We start from the raw sequence: 15,005 nt of genomic DNA, 5'->3' as shown, positions 1-15,005 counted from the left end.
GACTAAGATTCGATCGAGCGAGCGGTAACCCACTCCTTTAGCCGTTCGGCCACCTCAGCCCGTTCCTCTTCAGTCAGGAGGGCCCCGATCTCGCAGCCGTGCCCGTGGCGTGTTACGAGAAGGCGCGACCGGCCATTTCGATGAACACTGCTGGAAAGCCGAACTTGTGTGAGTAGACGCGGAAATTCCCATTGGCGCTCGGGCTTAGCAGTACCCGCGACGATCTCAATACGTTCGTCGGTGATCGACACGATTTCCCGGTAGCTGTTCGCTTTAACGCTCGCATAGAGAGCGGTGCCGAGGGCCGCCATCTCGAGGCCGGCGAAGGGCAGAACTGGCCAGAGCCCTAACGTCATAAAAAACAGAGCGACAGAGAAAGAAACGCCGCACATGGCTAAGAAGCACCACTGTGCCTGTGCTCTCGTCAGCGATGCATTCGGGGCGATGACGAGACGACGGGTGGGCGTGTTGGATATTGCGTCGACCATAGCGATCTGGCTTCTATGGCAATATGGCTCGTGTTCAATAACATATACCCGTACGGGTATATAAACAATGGTCATGCAGGCAAACCTTTGCCCGCGGTTAATCCTCACTTCATCGGCTTCGGGATCATCCCAAGTACGCAAGAAAGAACTACTGAATGCATATACTTCTAATCGAAGACGATGCGCTAGTCGGGGCCGGTATTCGTTCTGCGCTCGAAACCGTTGGGTACACGGTCGATTGGGCGACAAGTGGGGAAGAGGCGCGGTTAGCTTTGAGTGCGGTGGCGAGCGATATCGCCATACTCGATCTCGGTTTACCGGATATGGACGGCGTCGCGTTATTAAGGGATTGGCGCAAGCGCGGTGTCGCGCTCCCAGTGCTAGTCCTGACAGCGCGTGATGGTCTGGCGGATCGTGTAACCGGGCTGCAAGCGGGTGCAGATGATTATTTACTGAAGCCCTTCGATCTCGATGAACTTATCGCGAGAGTACAGGCACTGCTAAGGCGGGCAGGGGGCCACGCCGGACCGATTGTCGAGCATGGTCCAATCACCCTCGATCCCACGACGCAAACAGTGTATTGCGAGGAGCGGGAGGTTGAACTCACCCGCCGCGAATATGCGCTCCTGTCCAAGCTTCTGCATGCCCGGCGATCAATTCTTACCGCTGAGCAACTTAAGGATGCCCTCTACGGTATTGAGGCCGAGGTCGAAAGTAATGCGATCAACGTCCATATCTATCATCTGCGGCGAAAGCTAGGCGCTGGCCTCGTGCGCACGGTGCGGGGCTTGGGTTATCGGTTGGGTAACGCTTCGGACATCGGTAAGCGGAGCAGGCCTTGAGTCTACGCTGGCGTCTTTTATTAACGCTGGGCCTGTCCTTTGCGGCCCTGTGGGGGCTCGTTGCCGTCTGGCTATATAGCGACTTGCAAGATCAGGTGCGCGATACATTGGACCAGCGTCTGGCTGCTTCCGCCCGGATGGTGGCGGGCCTGGTCGCCCAGTTGCCCGACTCGGCCTGGCAAAATACGGGCGACCCTGTTCTTTCGGTACCGAGCAGCGCTGGCGTAGCGTGTCAGATCAATGCGCCGAGCGGACGCGTTCTGATGCGCACCCACGGCCAATTCGACGATGGCCTCGAGTCGCCGGCACCCGGTTTCACCGACCGCGATATCGACGGCGAACGCTGGCGCTTGTTCACCTACGTTCAGAACGGCGTGCATATCACGACCGCTGACCGACTCGTCGAGCGTAGCGCCCTCCAACGCAACGTGATCGCGGTCGCAGCTGTGCCGTTTGCCGTAGCACTGCTCGGCAGCCTGGTAGTGCTCTGGTTCGGTATAAGACGCGGACTCCGCCCGCTCGAGCGTTTGCGTGGCGAACTGTCCCGACGAGCGCCGGATACACTCATACCAGTCGAAATCGACGATGCGCCTAAAGAGCTCCGACCTGCGGTCGATACGCTCAACCAGCTGCTCGTCCGAACCGGCGAGACGCTCGCCCGCGAACAGCGTTTCACCAGCGATGCCGCACACGAACTGCGCACTCCGCTGACAGCAATCAAGACCCATGTTCAGCTTGCCAAACGGCTCGACGGAAATGAGGCGTACGCCGCGCTCGCACAGGCCGAGGCGGGTATCGCGCGGCTGCAGCGCACGCTCGAGCAATTGTTACTGCTCGCACGGGTCGAGGCTGGCGAGTCGCATTTCGATATGGCGCAGGCGACAAGTTCGGCGATCGCAACCGCAGCGTTGGCTGATCTGCCGAACGGCGGACGCGTCGGGATTCATGAGAATGGTGTGGCGATACCCGTTGCGGTGCCCAAGGCGCTCGCCACTGCCGCTCTGCGCAATCTGCTCGATAACGCGCTGCGGCATACGCGAGCCGATCGTGAGGTCTCGCTGGCTATTGAAGTCAAAGCGGCGCGCGTGACGTTCGTCGTTTGCGATCAGGGTGATTGGCCTGCCGATCGTGACACGCAACCCCTGACCCAGCGCTTCTGGCGTGGCGAGGCGTCGCGCGCGGGCGCCGGCAGCGGTTTGGGACTAACCATTGCTGCCGCGATTGCCCAGCGCTTTGCCGGCGAGCTCGCCTTCGAGCCACGTCCCGGCGGCGGCTTGGCGGTGCGTCTTTCCTGGCCCCGAGCGGCACCGTCTTAGACGTGACCGGCCGATGACGCAAGCCGATGTCCTCACCAAATGCATCGTATATCGAGAACCGATCTAGTCGTTCAAAGTGGCGTCTCAGAATAGGAGGCGCAGGGTTTTCCCGGATACAGTCCTTAACGGCAAGACCTTATGTTGGGTCTGCGTAACATAGAGGCATCTAGGAGATAGTAGTGAGGAGTTCGGCATTGCCTGACGTGGTGGGCGTTGCGGCGCTGAGCACGATTTTACTGGCCGGTTGCACAGGTATGGGACGTACTGGGCCCGCTGCGGAAGTCGATGGCAGTCCCGACAGCATGAAAACGAACGTGCTCGAGGCCGGTGCAGACGCGTTACAGACCGATGCGCCGACGGATCAACTCGATATTTATCTGGTCGGGTTCCACCCGATGAAGAACAAACCAGAAGAGCAGTTTGAGGCGCATCACTTTTGCCAGCAGGTGAACGAAGATTTCGCACAATGCTCGCTCTATGACGGTAATACGTCCCACGCGAACATGACGGGTATCGAATACATAATTTCCGAAAAACTGTTCAAGCGGCTACCGGAGAAGGAAAAGCAGTACTGGCATCCGCATAACGGTGAAATTCTTTCGGGCCAGCTTGTCGCGCCCAATCTTCCCGAAGCGGCTGACCACGAGCTGATGAAGGAGAAGATGAACAGCTACGGCAAAACCTGGCATACCTGGAATACAACACGTAGTGCTGAAGGAAAGGTGCGATTACCCTTAGGCGAACCGTCTCTGGCGTGGTCGTTCAACCGCTTCGGTGAGCCCAAACCTGGGTTGGTCGAGGATCGTGATAAGCGAATGAATATCGATACGGCCGACCGTCGGCGGAATCGGCAGGATCTGCTGCCTTTGGCGAAACCGCAGCAGGGCGTGGATGTGCTCAAAGGGCAGTTTCCGCGAGGCACCCAGGCGATTCCGGGTGTCGAAGATAAGTCGTCAAACGTGCAATCGCAGTGAATGCATGCAGAGCGAGGGGCTGAGCCTTAGGCCCTCGATCATTTTCGGGTGCCTGTCGAAGCCTTACGGTTGGGGAGCGGGGACTTTATTCCCGTGCAACGCGTGACCTCGTATCGCCAGGGCGCAACGTTTGTATCCAAATAGCGCTTATTTGGCGGGGTGTTTGCTAGCGAGCCCACGGAAGTGCCAAGTGAGTGGTTTCGGCCCCTGAATATAGCCGGAGTCGAGCGTGTCTATGGAAAAGCCTGCGTCGGTCAGTAACTCGGGTACGTTGCGATCCAGGTGACAACCGCCTGCAATATGCCGCCACGCCGGCGTAAGGCGCTGCTGCCAACGCGCCACTTTCGCCTCCGGCGAGCGGCCGTGTTCGCAGAACAGCATCGTGCCGTTCGGTTTGAGCACGCGGCGCATTTCGCGCAGGGCTAAGAACGGATCGGGAATACTACACAGACTATAAGTCACTAGCACGGTGTCGAAATGGTCGTCTTCGGCCGGTATCTGTTCGGCGCTAACGGCCATTAGCGATACGGATAGGCGCGTTTCGGACAGCCGTCGCCGCGCACGCGGATGCATTTCAGCCGCGGGATCAAGCCCGACGATCGTATCCACGTTCGCTGGGTTGTAGTGGGGCAGGTTACGGCCGGTCCCGATACCGATTTCGAGCACACGCCCGCGCGCCTGAGGAACCAGACGCGCGCGTTCACGCTCTACGGCAGGCAGGCCGCACGCGCAATCAAGCACGTGCGGCAGGATATAGCGGTTATACAGACCCATGCGGCAGACTCAGTCGAGTTTCTTTTGTATCGCGGCGAACAGGGGCGACTCGGGGTTTAGGCCCGCATCCAAGCCGACCTGAAGCGCTTCGTCCGCGTTTTTACCCTGAAGGTAGCGTGCACGATAGGCCATAAGCCCGCCCACGCGGTTCGAGCTCCCGCAATGCACGATTGCCGGGCGCTGATCCTCTGCGAGTGCTGCGTCAAGCGTGCGCGCACTCGCGTCGTTGATGTCCTCGGGGCCGGCGACAGGAATATGAACGTAATGCATTCCTGCTTCGGCTATCAGCGCGGCTTCATCGAACTCATCGAATTCGCCGGCGGGCCGCAGATTGACGACGGTTCGCACACCGCCAGCCAACGCTTCTTTCAGCTGTGCCGCTGACGGCTGGCCGGCTGCGACCACGTTGTTCTCAAGCGGGTGGGCATTGGCTATGTTCGAAGCGTAATCGGTCATGGGGTCTCCTTCGGTTCGAATGCGCGATTGGTCACGGCTGGTTCACCTTGGCGGCCGTTCCCGAGGGTGGGGCATCTTGACCGAGCACGACGCCGTTCACGGTCTGGCCGTACATCGAGTGCTCGCCGTGATATTGCTCCGCGGTCTCGCTGACCGATCCGGTGAAACGCGGATCCTGCGGGCGCTCTTGGCTATCGATAAATCGGGCCACATCCCAAGCCTGTTGATCGGATAGCGTCGCCGCGCCCAGCGGCATGTTGGCCTTGATGAAACCGGCGGCGGTGTTCACGCGATGCATGCCCGCGCCCCAGTTGTAGGAGCGCGGTCCCCACAGAGGCGGAAACGCCAGACTGCCGTCCGCCGCTCGCTGACCTTGCCCGTCACTGCCATGACACAGGGCGCAGTGGTCGGCGAACACCTGTTTGCCGCGTGTGAAGCTTGGTGGCTGTTCGGGGGCCTCGAGTTCGGAATAGCCGCGCCCCGGGAGATTCTTGGCAACCGGCGCGCCGCTGGCCAGCCAATAGGCATAGGACTCGAGCGCGACGAGCACCTCGTCACCGCGCGGCGGCGGTGTGCCGTTCATGCTGTAGCGAAAACAGCCTTGGATACGCTCGGCGAAATCGTTGACGTGCTTGTTCTTGCCACGATACGCGGGGTACATCGCCCACGCCGCCCAGAGCGGTGCGGAATCCGGCCGACGGCCTTCGTCTAGATGGCAATTGGCACATTGCAGGTCGTTACCGACGAATTGATCGGCGTGCTGCTGCGTGTCGGTGAAGATGTCGCGGCCTTTACGAACCATGGCGCCGAACTCGTCGTCCGGGATCTCGCTGCGTGCGGGTGGGGCAAAATCGTCAGCCGCACTCGCAGCGCCGGGCTGCGCCGCGCCCGGAAGCGGTTCGCTTCTCTCGGACGCCGCGTTACCCGATACAGCCACGTCCTCAGATTTCGTGGCGCTCTCTGTCGTGTCGCCTCTAGCTGCGGGAGCGGCGTTCGCAGTTTTTGCCTGTGCTGGCGTCGGCGCGCTCTGATCCCGCGTGCCAACCCAGAAAATAACTGCGGCGAGCATGGCAAACGACACCGCGACCGTTAAAAGCGGAATACGATTACTCATGATCTAGCCCCTTGGCGGGTGCCGGTGATTGCGCAGCGAAGTATTGGGCGACTGGCTTGATATCCGATTCGTCCAACTTAGCGGCGATCGACGCCATCAAACCCATGGGCCCGCCGGGTCGCTTGCCATTGCGCCAGGCCCGCAACTGACCTTCGAGATAAGCTGCTGGTTGGCCGGCGAGGGCGGGGAAGTGCTCGCCCACACCCACACCCGCCGGGCCATGGCATTGGACACACGCGGGAATATCGTTCGCCCAACGGCCATGTTCCGCGAGCTCGGCGCCAGTATCGGGTGGGTTATCCGATTGTCCTTTGCTTGCCTGCGCGCCTTCTGTTGGAAGCTGGCTGTAATAGGTGGCCATCGCGCTTCGCTGGTCCGTAGACAATGCACTAGCAATCGGTTGCATGACCGCATTCTCGCGCGCGCCGCTGGCAAAGGCGTCGAGCTGCGAGTTGAGATAGGTCGCGCCGAGCCCGGCAAGGCGGGGGAAACCGGCGGCCGCATTGCCTTCGCCATTCACACCATGGCAGCTACTACAGGGCGCGATGTTCTCGCCGAGGCCTTGATTCGCTATATCGCTTGGACTTGCCTGTACCCAAGGCGAGACCGATAGAAGCCACACAAGCGCAGAAAGGGTGCATTTACGTATTGCCATTGTTAGAGCCTCCGCTTGGACCATTCCATCGTACCCCTACACGTATCTGTATACTACCGAGGCATAAAGATAGAGCAATTAGTTCTATCGGAATTGATATCCAGATGGTGGATGAGCGCCATGAGTGTGATTTTCGGAGTTCTGGTAGGCCTTGCCCTTGGCCTGACAGGCGGAGGCGGTTCGATTTTCGCAGTGCCGCTATTGATTTACGGCCTCGGCGAACCGGCGCAGGCTGCGATAGCGGTATCGCTCGGCGCAGTCGCAATTACCGCGGCGTTCGGGGCAGCAGAGTCCTATTGGCGCGGGTTAATCGAACTCAGAGCAGGACTCATCTTTGCAGTGGCAGGAGTTGCGACTGCGCCGGTCGGCGTCTATCTGGGCGATCTGGTTGACGAAGCTACGATTACGGCGCTATTCGCTGGCGTGATGATCCTCGTGGCTACAAGGATGTTTCGAAGCGCGCGCCGTGCGGGTGATGACTCGAAAGTCGTACGGGCGAGGCCGGCCGCCGACGCTCATGACGACCCGGGCACCGTTTGTCACTACAGCCGCGATGGCCAACTCCGGCTGAACGCGCCATGTAGCGCAGCGCTTGTAGCCGTCGGAGTTCTCGTCGGTGTCCTCTCCGGCTTTTTCGGCGTGGGTGGCGGCTTTCTAATCGTACCGGCGCTGATCATGATCACCGAAATGGGAATTCACAGAGCCGTCGCAACTTCCCTTTTGGTGATTACGCTTATTGGGTTATCTGGACTCACATCAGCGGTTTTTTCCGGTCGTGATATCGACTGGGCACTGACCGGCTTATTCATACTCGGTGGTGTTTTGGGGATGATCGGGGGCCGTACGTTGTCACGCTATATCGCTGGCCCGTCGCTACAGCTGGTTTTTTCGATCGCCATGCTGCTCACTGCCGGCTACATGATATTCAAAACGTTCTCGTAATTGAGGAATCACACTGACCAATGGCCGCATGCGGCCAAAAGCAGACGCTCACGGAGCTTCCGAACTCACTAATGCGCTGTTATCGCAAACACATCGACATGACACGCCTTCGGGATTCGAACCGTTTTTCAGTTCAGCCTAGTTCGTGAACGCTCAGTGCTGGTTTGCTCGCGTTAAACTGCATCGCCAAAAGCAAATCTGCTGGTCACTCATGCCGACACTTGTGGTCTATACCTGCGCTGCGCTTGCTGAGATCGCCGGCTGCTTCGCGTTCTGGTCTTGGCTCCGATCGGGGAATAGTGCGCTATGGCTTTTTCCGGGCATGGTTTCACTGGCGGCGTTCGCTTGGTTATTAACGCTCAGCCCCACTGATCAAGCAGGACGCGCTTACGCTGCCTATGGAGGCCTATATATAGTCGCTTCAATCCTTTGGATGTGGGCTATAGAAGGGCACGCGCCCGACGTCTGGGATGCCCTGGGCGGAGCGGTTTGTCTTGCCGGCGCAGCGATCATTCTGTGGGCCCCGCATGCGACGTGAAGTTTGTGCTTGAATCGCATACATCAGGGGCAAACTAGGTGAACCGATCATTGGAGGTCTGTATTGGGTGGTGCCCCAATCAAAGACATCGGGTCACGCGAAAATACCCCAAGACTTGATGGCGAATCCAGCGCTGCGAGGCTCGCCTCGCGCCGAACTGAAAGAGGTAGACGAACAACGGCTCGATCGATCAACCGATCGCTAACGGCGACAGTCACCCAGCACAGCAGGACAGCTGCTCGACATCTTTGGTAAAAGTCTGGGCACAGAGCTTGAGCGCTTCCACGTGAACCAGATAAGGAAACAACAGATCGCCCAAGGCTTCAACGGTCATGCCGTGGTGGACGGCCAATACAGCGGCCTGAATCATCTCGCCGGCTTCGGGAGCCAAGATTTGAGCTCCGAGTAGACGATGGCTGGCCGCCTCGGCAACCAGCTTGACGAATCCGCGGGTCTCGAAGTTGGCAAGCGCACGTGGTACATGTTCCAACCCTAAAGAACGGGTCTCGATCTCGAGGCCGCGCGCTTGGGCTTGGCGTTCATCCAACCCCACCGTCGCGATCTGCGGATCGGTGAAGATCACTGCCGGCATGGCGGACAGATCCAGCCGCGCTCGACCGCCGGTCATGTTGACGGCCGCGCGGGTGCCGCCGGCGGCGGCCACATAGACGAACTGGGGCAGCGTCGTACAATCGCCAGTGGCATAGATATGCTCGGCGCTGGTACATAGCGAGGCATCAACCCTGATCGCACCGCGTTCATCGGTCACCACCCCGATCTTGTCTAGTGCCAAATCGCGGGTGTTCGGGGAGCGGCCCGTTGCCACCAGCAGCCGGTCGCCCTGGATCGGGCCGTCGTCGGTGTCGAGCGTGAATTGCCCTGCCGCAAAATGTACGGAACGCGCCTGGCTGTGCTGGCGTACGTCGATTCCTTCGGCGCGGAAGGCCGCGGCAAGGCCCTCGCCGAGCGCGGGGTCTTCGCTGGATAGCAGCGTACTGCGGGCCAGGACTGTGACCTTCGAACCCAAACGGCGGAACGCTTGAGCCTGTTCAACGGCAACGACAGAGGCGCCGATGACGATGATGTGCTCGGGCGTGTCCGGACTGAAAACCGCCTCATCGGACGTCCAATACGGCGTGTCGGCCAGGCCCGGTATCGGTGGGATCGTTGGGGAAGCCCCGGTAGCGATCAGAATGCGATCGGTCACCAAACGATCTTCGGACCCGTCATGTGCCGTGACAATTAGCGTATGCGCATCTTCGAAGTGGGCCCGCCCGCGGCGCAGCGTAATCGATGGATTATCGTCGAGTATTTTCTGGTACTTGGCCGCGCGTAGTTCTTCGACTCGGGACTGCTGCTGGCGCTGCAGGCGTGGCCTATTAATCGTTGGCTTGCAATCTGCCAACCCATCAAACGGGTTGTGGCGTTGGTGCTGGGCCAGTTCGGCGGCGCGAATCTGGATCTTGGACGGCACGCAGCCCACATTGACGCAGGTGCCGCCAATGATGTCGCCCGACTCGATCATGCTCACCCGCGCCCCTGCCTCAACGGCGCGGATGGCAGCCGCAAACGCGCCGCTGCCACTGCCAATGATCGCGATATGGCGGTTTTCGTCTTCTCCCGCGACCCGTGAAGACTGGGCAAGCGAAGATTCGTCGTCCCAGTTGCGGGCATCGTAGCCTTGGGCCTGTACCGCTTCGATCAGCGTGGTTTCATCTGTGCCGTCATCCAACTGGACTTCGGCACGGCGCTCGGCATAGGACACCACAGCGCTTGCGCTAGGAAGTGCATTGAGCGCGTCCTCGACCCTTTGGGCGCAGTGCGCGCAGGTCATGCCGTGAATAGCGAGTATGCGTTTCATTTGGGTTCCGGATCGGTCGGGTTTAGCAGGCCATTTTCTTACGCCGATAAACGGCGTAGATCGTCAGCCCCAGGAAAAAGGCCAGCGCGGGCAGCAGCACATAGTCCAAATAGCCCACCAGCGCAGAAAGACCGACGACGCCGAACAGGATCACCAGCACCGGCGTGAAACAGCACAGCGCCGCGATGACGGTGCCTGCAATGCCCACACTGAACAGCTTTTTATTGCGGCCCATGTGGTGTTACTCCGTTGGCTCGGACGGATAGCCAGCGCGGGTCGTGGCCGCGGTTAAGTCCGAGACCGAAGCAATCTTCGGATCGAAGGCGACCGTGGCGGTCTTGGACTCGTAGTCCACGCGCACCGTGTCGACGCCGTCGACCTGCTGGAGCGCCTTGCGCACCACAAAGGGACAGGTCGCGCAGGTCATATGACCCACCGCAAGCGTTACGGTCCTTTCAGCCGCCGCAAAAGCGCCTTGTATCCAGACCGTGCCCACCAGCAGCATGGTGGCCACTAGAATCATGCGTTGTTTTCGAACCATGACGATCGTTCCTTAGAGAAAAGCCGGCGCGTACCAGGGAAAGGTGAGCAGTGCCGTGACGAGTAATGCGAGCAGCCAGAAGATGAGGCGCTGACGGCGCTTGACCGCGGGTCGTGCGCACGCTGTATCGGAATCGCAACTCGGCTCGCGGCGATACAGCCGCCAACCGGCAAAAATCAGCAGCGCCAGCGTAATGACGACGAATATCGGCCGATACGGTTCCAGTGCAGTGAGCGAACTCATCCAAGCGCCGCCGACACCAATCGATATCAACAACACCGGCGCTACACAGCACAGGGAAGCCCCGACCGCGGCGAGTACGGCGCCGATCTGGGCCCAGGTGGTGCGACCGGTCGCGGTCGTGGGGTCGTTCATGAAAAGGCTCCGTGCCGGTTCGATAATCGGACGAAGCGCAGCTTAAACGCGGTACTCAGGTACCGTGTCAAGGGCTGGCTGAGTTATTTCAGTCGCGGCGGGACAGCGTCTCGATCAGCGGACAATGATTGGACACTTGCGCGTTCCGGCAGCGATCGATCAGCCCATCCAGCGTGTCTTGCATTGCGGCCAGATCGGCGATGCGGGCTGCCACCAGCGCGCGCTGATTTTCCGCAACGCGGCGTACGTCATCGCAATGACCGTCACCCAAAATCAGCAAGTCGCCGATTTCGTCAAGGCTGAACCCCAAGCCCTGCGCGCGCTTGATGAAACGAATGCGGTCAACGGTCGCGCGCGGATAGCGACGGTAGCCAGTGGACGGTTTGGGCGGCTGATCGATCAATCCGCGTCGCTGGTAATAGCGCACAGTTTGCAGATTTACGCCGGCGGCCGCCGCGAGTTTTCCGATCGTTAGTCCAGTCTCAGCCATGTCGTTTCAGGTTCAATTTGCCACGCGTAAATACGGTAGCAACAAGACATACTCGATGCGCCGTCACCAGCGCCTATCCAGTCGCGGGCGGTGCAAGTTCAAACCGGGCCGAGTCGGTGCTGGTAAATCTTGGTGGAGGCTCATGCTTGCCTGTAGTGGGTGACCGATACGGTTTGAACCATTGGCGACTGTATCCACTGAATGAGCAAATCCTGTCGAGCGTCGCCGCCGAGCACCTGTTTCGCTGGGCATCAAACCACATCGAATTAAGGGTGCCTGATACGACTGCCCGTCAAGTCATTTTTGAAAGGCTTGGCGTGGGTGCCGATCGCTGACTGGGATGGTCCACTTTAGGTCGATAGCCGGCCTCGCGCGATTAGCTATTCCGAGTTCCCTAACCGACGTGCCCCGGTAGAGAGTGCTTGAAAAACGTCTTGAGACGCTTTTATCGGCCGCCGAGAAACGCCGCCGAGTGCCACTCTGCCGGATGTAGGTTAGCGCCTGCGCCGTACCGGCGGCGCCTCTGTGCAAAAGAACGGCTCCACCCAAGTCGCCGAGCGACAATACAAACTAGAAAAGAATCGATCTGATGAAAACGTGATTGTCTTTTCCGCCGTTCATCGACTTTGTTTGGGTCAAAACACGAAACGGGAAAATCGTACGTTAAGCAGCGACGCGCGCCCGCAGCCTATCGGTAACGTTATTCATTGGCCGCTAAAGCTTCGATGATGCGGCAATTCTGGATTCGACCACCGCGGCAGGCATGAATCATATCCTCCAACGACATTTCCAACGCCTGCAAGGCCGTAAGCTTCTTACGCACGGCTTCGAGATGCTCTTTAGCGAGTCGAGCGACGTCTTCACAGGAGGCATCACTCTGATCGGCTTGCGTCAGCAGCATGCGTACATTGTCTTGGCTGAAGCCCAGTTCCCGGCAGTGCTTGATGAACATGAGCCGTTCGACATGTGAAGGGCGGTAGTGGCGCTGGCCGCCCTCGCTACGGCCTGCTTCCGGTAGCAGGCCTACGTCGCCATAGTAACGAATCGTGGCTACACCTACGCCCGTGTGTCGGGCGAGATCGCCAATCCGTAGATCGGATTGCCTCATAACCTTCTCGCGCTTGAAGCTCTAGTAGCTCGAGGACTTAGTGTGTGGCTGTTGCAGCACGCTCGCAACTAAAGCGTAGGAATATCCTGTGTGCAACCGAGCTTCGATCAACCGCATGTCGGCGCGCAACGTCTCAGCACTCCCAATCATGCTCGTGGTCTATGGTCTGGCGTTGCTCGCTGGCGGCGTTTTGCCGCTCGCTTTCGCGCCGTTAGGTTGGTATTGGCTGGCCGTGCTGTCGCCGGCGGTTCTATTCCTGTTGGCCGTGCGTCTACCAAAACGTGCTGCGCTGTGGGCAAGCTACTTCTTCGGGTTGGGTTACTTCGGTGTAGGCGTTTCATGGGTGTTTATCAGCATCAATCGCTATGGCAGCGGACCCGTAGCAGCCCTGCTCGTCACGGTAGGCTTTGTAGCCCTCTTGGCCTTGTTCCCGTGGTCAGTGGTATTTCTCGTGCGCACCTTATCCGCCCGGATGAATGGCGTTGCTCTATGGTTTGGTTTGCCAGCGGCATGGGTACTGAGCGAATGGGTCCGGCTCTGGTTCCTGACCGGTTTTCCTTGGCTTTTTTTAGGTTACAGCCAGATCGGCACGCCGCTTGCCGCGATCGCACCCGTATTTGGCGTGCTGGGCGTGAGCTTTGTGGTGACCGTTATGGCGGGGGGCCTTGCGTGGATGATTCTTCGTTTGAGCTTGCGGCGCCTGGGAATCACAAGCGGCGCACTGGTGGCGCTATTGCTTGGCATTTCATTGCTTGATCGTGAATGGACCGAGCCGGTAGTAGCCAAGCCACTGTCCATTGCGCTTGTGCAGGGGAATGTGGAACAAGACAGGAAATGGGAGTCAGGAGCGCTGGCGTTCACTTTGAGGCGCTATAGGGCACTGACACAGCCATACGCTGGAACGGACCTTATAGTCTGGCCGGAAACCGCCGTGCCGGCGTGGTTCGATCAAACCTCTGAATATCTAGACCGACTTCAAGTACGCCTCGGCGAGCGCGGATCGACCCTTATGCTGGGTATCCCCATGCGTACACGCCAGGGCGAAGCATACAATTCTGCAGTGAGCCTGGCTCGCCCAAGTCAGTTCTATTACAAACGGCATCTGGTGCCCTTCGGTGAATACGTCCCACTGCGTCGATTTGTGGGCCCATGGTTGAATATTCTGGGCGCACCGCTTGAAGACTTCAGGGCAGGCCAGCAGCCACAACTACTATATGCCTCCGGCATGCCCATCGGCGCATTGATTTGCTTTGATGTGGTGTTCGGCGCTGAAGTTACTGACCTGCTCCCAACCGCGCAGTTGTTGGTCAATCTGAGTAACGACGCGTGGTTCGGAGACTCCCTAGGGCCGCATCAACACCTGCAAATTACCCAAATGCGCGCCGTTGAAACTGGGCGCCCGCTTGTCCGATCCACCAATACCGGGCTCACGGCGGTAATCGATCACAACGGTCAACTGCTGGCGCGCGCGCCTCAGTTCGAGCCGACTGTTTTGCAGGCAGAGGTCACCCCGCGTACGGGGACCACGCCCTACGTCCGCTGGCAGGACAAACCGGTGCTGGCTGTCGTCGGGATCGCACTGGTCGTGCTCGTTGGGGTAGGAAAAAAGACAAACGAAATTCAGTCTCGCTGAGTGCTTGACCCTTTAGTCGCTAGAGGTTTTATCGTCGTCTTATATCCAACAGAGTTTGGCGCATGATTGCGCTGGTGGAGGGAACACGGGATGGCCGATTGCGGCTGTGAATTCGAGGCCAAAGACCAGGCCCAACAAAAGGCGCTCTACTGGCTGTTGGCGATCAACGGCGTCATGTTTCTAGCTGAGTTCGGGATTGGTTTGCTAGGCGGCTCGACCGCCTTGATCGCCGACTCGCTCGACAACTTCGCCGATGCAGCGGTTTATTCTGCGGGGCTGTATGCGGTGGGGCGCGCCGCCCATCACAAGGCGCGCGCCGCTTCCATCGGCGGCGTCGTGCAAATACTGCTCGCGCTGTTCGCCGTGGGTGAGGTGGTTCGGCGAACCCTGATGGGCAGCAATCCCGAGCCCAGCTACATGATGCTGATGGGCGCGGCGGCACTCGTGGCAAACACAACCTGTTTGCTTATCATCGCCCGCCACCGACAAGGCGACGTGCACATGCGCGCGAGCTGGATATTTTCGGCCAACGATGTAATCGCCAATATCGGCGTCATTGTCGGTGGCGCGCTGGTCTACTACTTCGACACGCGGTACCCCGATCTCATTATCGGTTTGGTCGTTGGTTTTATCGTGTTACGCGGCGGTATCCGCATCCTGAAGGACGCGCGCCAAACGCGAGACGAGCTTCAGGAATCACCGTCCTCGGAAAGCACTTGAACATGGCGATATCTTCGCGCGGTGCAAACAGGAAGCATAGCTTGTGTCTGCGCGACCATACCCCGGTTTCAGTAGCGTTTCGATCCAGAGCCCCAGGGTTTAAATGGCCGCTTCTGCGGCCATCCGCGCAGCGTAGTCAGCGGGCGTCAGCCCGCTGAGTTCTTTCTTCGGTCGTTCT

General features: G+C 59.3%; 18 protein-coding genes. 7 read left to right on the top strand and 11 right to left on the bottom strand.

The features are described from left to right. Positions 1-2: 2 nt before the first annotated feature. The gene (locus J7355_RS17415; protein ID WP_209064993.1) at positions 3-563 is read right to left on the bottom strand and encodes a DUF2244 domain-containing protein; all 561 of its coding nucleotides are present in this window, start codon (positions 561-563) and stop codon (positions 3-5) included. An 80-nt stretch (positions 564-643) separates the two neighbouring features. Here J7355_RS17415 and J7355_RS17410 point away from each other — a divergent pair, with 80 nt between their 5' ends. The 3 genes from J7355_RS17410 to J7355_RS17400 all read left to right on the top strand — a co-directional run bounded on the left by J7355_RS17410 (position 644) and on the right by J7355_RS17400 (position 3,620). Next, on the top strand, positions 644-1,330 hold the full coding sequence (locus J7355_RS17410) for a response regulator (RefSeq protein WP_209064992.1): 687 nt from the start codon (positions 644-646) through the stop codon (positions 1,328-1,330). Continuing rightward, positions 1,327-2,646 carry a sensor histidine kinase gene (locus J7355_RS17405; protein ID WP_209064991.1) on the top strand — a complete coding sequence of 440 codons (1,320 nt, stop codon included), beginning with the start codon at positions 1,327-1,329 and terminating at the stop codon, positions 2,644-2,646. Before J7355_RS17410 ends, J7355_RS17405 begins: the two co-directional genes overlap by 4 nt. A 203-nt stretch (positions 2,647-2,849) precedes the next feature. Further along, entirely contained in the window at positions 2,850-3,620 is a 771-nt protein-coding gene (locus J7355_RS17400) for an OBAP family protein (protein ID WP_348523054.1), read from the top strand. Positions 3,621-3,767: 147 nt separating this feature from the next. Here the strand turns inward: J7355_RS17400 and J7355_RS17395 are convergent, their stop codons facing one another. The 4 genes from J7355_RS17395 to J7355_RS17380 are packed head-to-tail and all read right to left on the bottom strand — an operon-like array spanning position 3,768 to position 6,619. Next, positions 3,768-4,394, bottom strand: a complete 627-nt coding sequence (locus J7355_RS17395; RefSeq protein ID WP_209064990.1) for a class I SAM-dependent methyltransferase — start codon at positions 4,392-4,394, stop codon at positions 3,768-3,770. 9 nt (positions 4,395-4,403) lie between these two features. Beyond that, positions 4,404-4,850: a sulfur transferase domain-containing protein gene (locus J7355_RS17390; RefSeq protein WP_209064989.1), complete on the bottom strand. Its 447-nt coding sequence runs from the start codon at positions 4,848-4,850 to the stop codon at positions 4,404-4,406. Between the two features lie 31 nt (positions 4,851-4,881). Beyond that, a complete protein-coding gene (locus tag J7355_RS17385) occupies positions 4,882-5,919 on the bottom strand; it encodes a c-type cytochrome (RefSeq protein WP_209064988.1) in 1,038 nt (345 codons plus the stop codon). A 37-nt stretch (positions 5,920-5,956) separates the two neighbouring features. Further along, the gene (locus J7355_RS17380; protein ID WP_209064987.1) at positions 5,957-6,619 is read right to left on the bottom strand and encodes a c-type cytochrome; all 663 of its coding nucleotides are present in this window, start codon (positions 6,617-6,619) and stop codon (positions 5,957-5,959) included. A gap of 120 nt (positions 6,620-6,739) precedes the next feature. Here J7355_RS17380 and J7355_RS17375 point away from each other — a divergent pair, with 120 nt between their 5' ends. Then, positions 6,740-7,561: a sulfite exporter TauE/SafE family protein gene (locus J7355_RS17375; RefSeq protein ID WP_209064986.1), complete on the top strand. Its 822-nt coding sequence runs from the start codon at positions 6,740-6,742 to the stop codon at positions 7,559-7,561. Between the two features lie 211 nt (positions 7,562-7,772). Beyond that, positions 7,773-8,099: a YnfA family protein gene (locus tag J7355_RS17370; RefSeq protein ID WP_209064985.1), complete on the top strand. Its 327-nt coding sequence runs from the start codon at positions 7,773-7,775 to the stop codon at positions 8,097-8,099. Positions 8,100-8,313: 214 nt separating this feature from the next. Here the strand turns inward: J7355_RS17370 and merA are convergent, their stop codons facing one another. The 6 genes from merA to J7355_RS17340 form a co-directional block, all read right to left on the bottom strand. After that, positions 8,314-9,960, bottom strand: a complete 1,647-nt coding sequence (gene merA, locus J7355_RS17365) for a mercury(II) reductase (protein ID WP_209064983.1) — start codon at positions 9,958-9,960, stop codon at positions 8,314-8,316. 22 nt (positions 9,961-9,982) lie between these two features. Further along, the gene (gene merF / locus J7355_RS17360) at positions 9,983-10,195 is read right to left on the bottom strand and encodes a mercury resistance system transport protein MerF (RefSeq protein WP_209064980.1); all 213 of its coding nucleotides are present in this window, start codon (positions 10,193-10,195) and stop codon (positions 9,983-9,985) included. A 6-nt stretch (positions 10,196-10,201) separates the two neighbouring features. Continuing rightward, a complete protein-coding gene (locus J7355_RS17355) occupies positions 10,202-10,465 on the bottom strand; it encodes a cation transporter (RefSeq protein ID WP_209065022.1) in 264 nt (87 codons plus the stop codon). A 48-nt stretch (positions 10,466-10,513) separates the two neighbouring features. Further along, entirely contained in the window at positions 10,514-10,876 is a 363-nt protein-coding gene (locus tag J7355_RS17350) for a mercuric transporter MerT family protein (RefSeq protein ID WP_209064978.1), read from the bottom strand. An 88-nt stretch (positions 10,877-10,964) separates the two neighbouring features. Next, entirely contained in the window at positions 10,965-11,366 is a 402-nt protein-coding gene (gene merR / locus J7355_RS17345) for an Hg(II)-responsive transcriptional regulator (RefSeq protein ID WP_209064976.1), read from the bottom strand. Positions 11,367-12,066: 700 nt separating this feature from the next. Beyond that, positions 12,067-12,474, bottom strand: coding sequence for a helix-turn-helix domain-containing protein (locus J7355_RS17340; protein ID WP_209064974.1), 408 nt, complete (start codon positions 12,472-12,474; stop codon positions 12,067-12,069). Positions 12,475-12,622: 148 nt separating this feature from the next. On the opposite strand from J7355_RS17340, the gene lnt reads away from it, so the two are divergent. Both lnt and J7355_RS17330 read left to right on the top strand, forming a co-directional pair. Next, on the top strand, positions 12,623-14,107 hold the full coding sequence (gene lnt / locus J7355_RS17335) for an apolipoprotein N-acyltransferase (RefSeq protein ID WP_247740073.1): 1,485 nt from the start codon (positions 12,623-12,625) through the stop codon (positions 14,105-14,107). 90 nt (positions 14,108-14,197) lie between these two features. Then, complete coding sequence (locus tag J7355_RS17330) at positions 14,198-14,827, top strand: cation diffusion facilitator family transporter (RefSeq protein WP_209064972.1); 630 nt, start codon at positions 14,198-14,200, stop codon at positions 14,825-14,827. Positions 14,828-15,005: the final 178 nt, after the last annotated feature.

It is taken from the genome of Endozoicomonas sp. G2_2, assembly GCF_017744135.1.
Taxonomy (GTDB): Bacteria; Pseudomonadota; Gammaproteobacteria; order Nevskiales; family Salinisphaeraceae; genus Salinisphaera.
The sequence above is the reverse complement of the archived record's forward strand: the minus strand, read 5'-3'. Positions and strand labels throughout refer to the sequence as shown.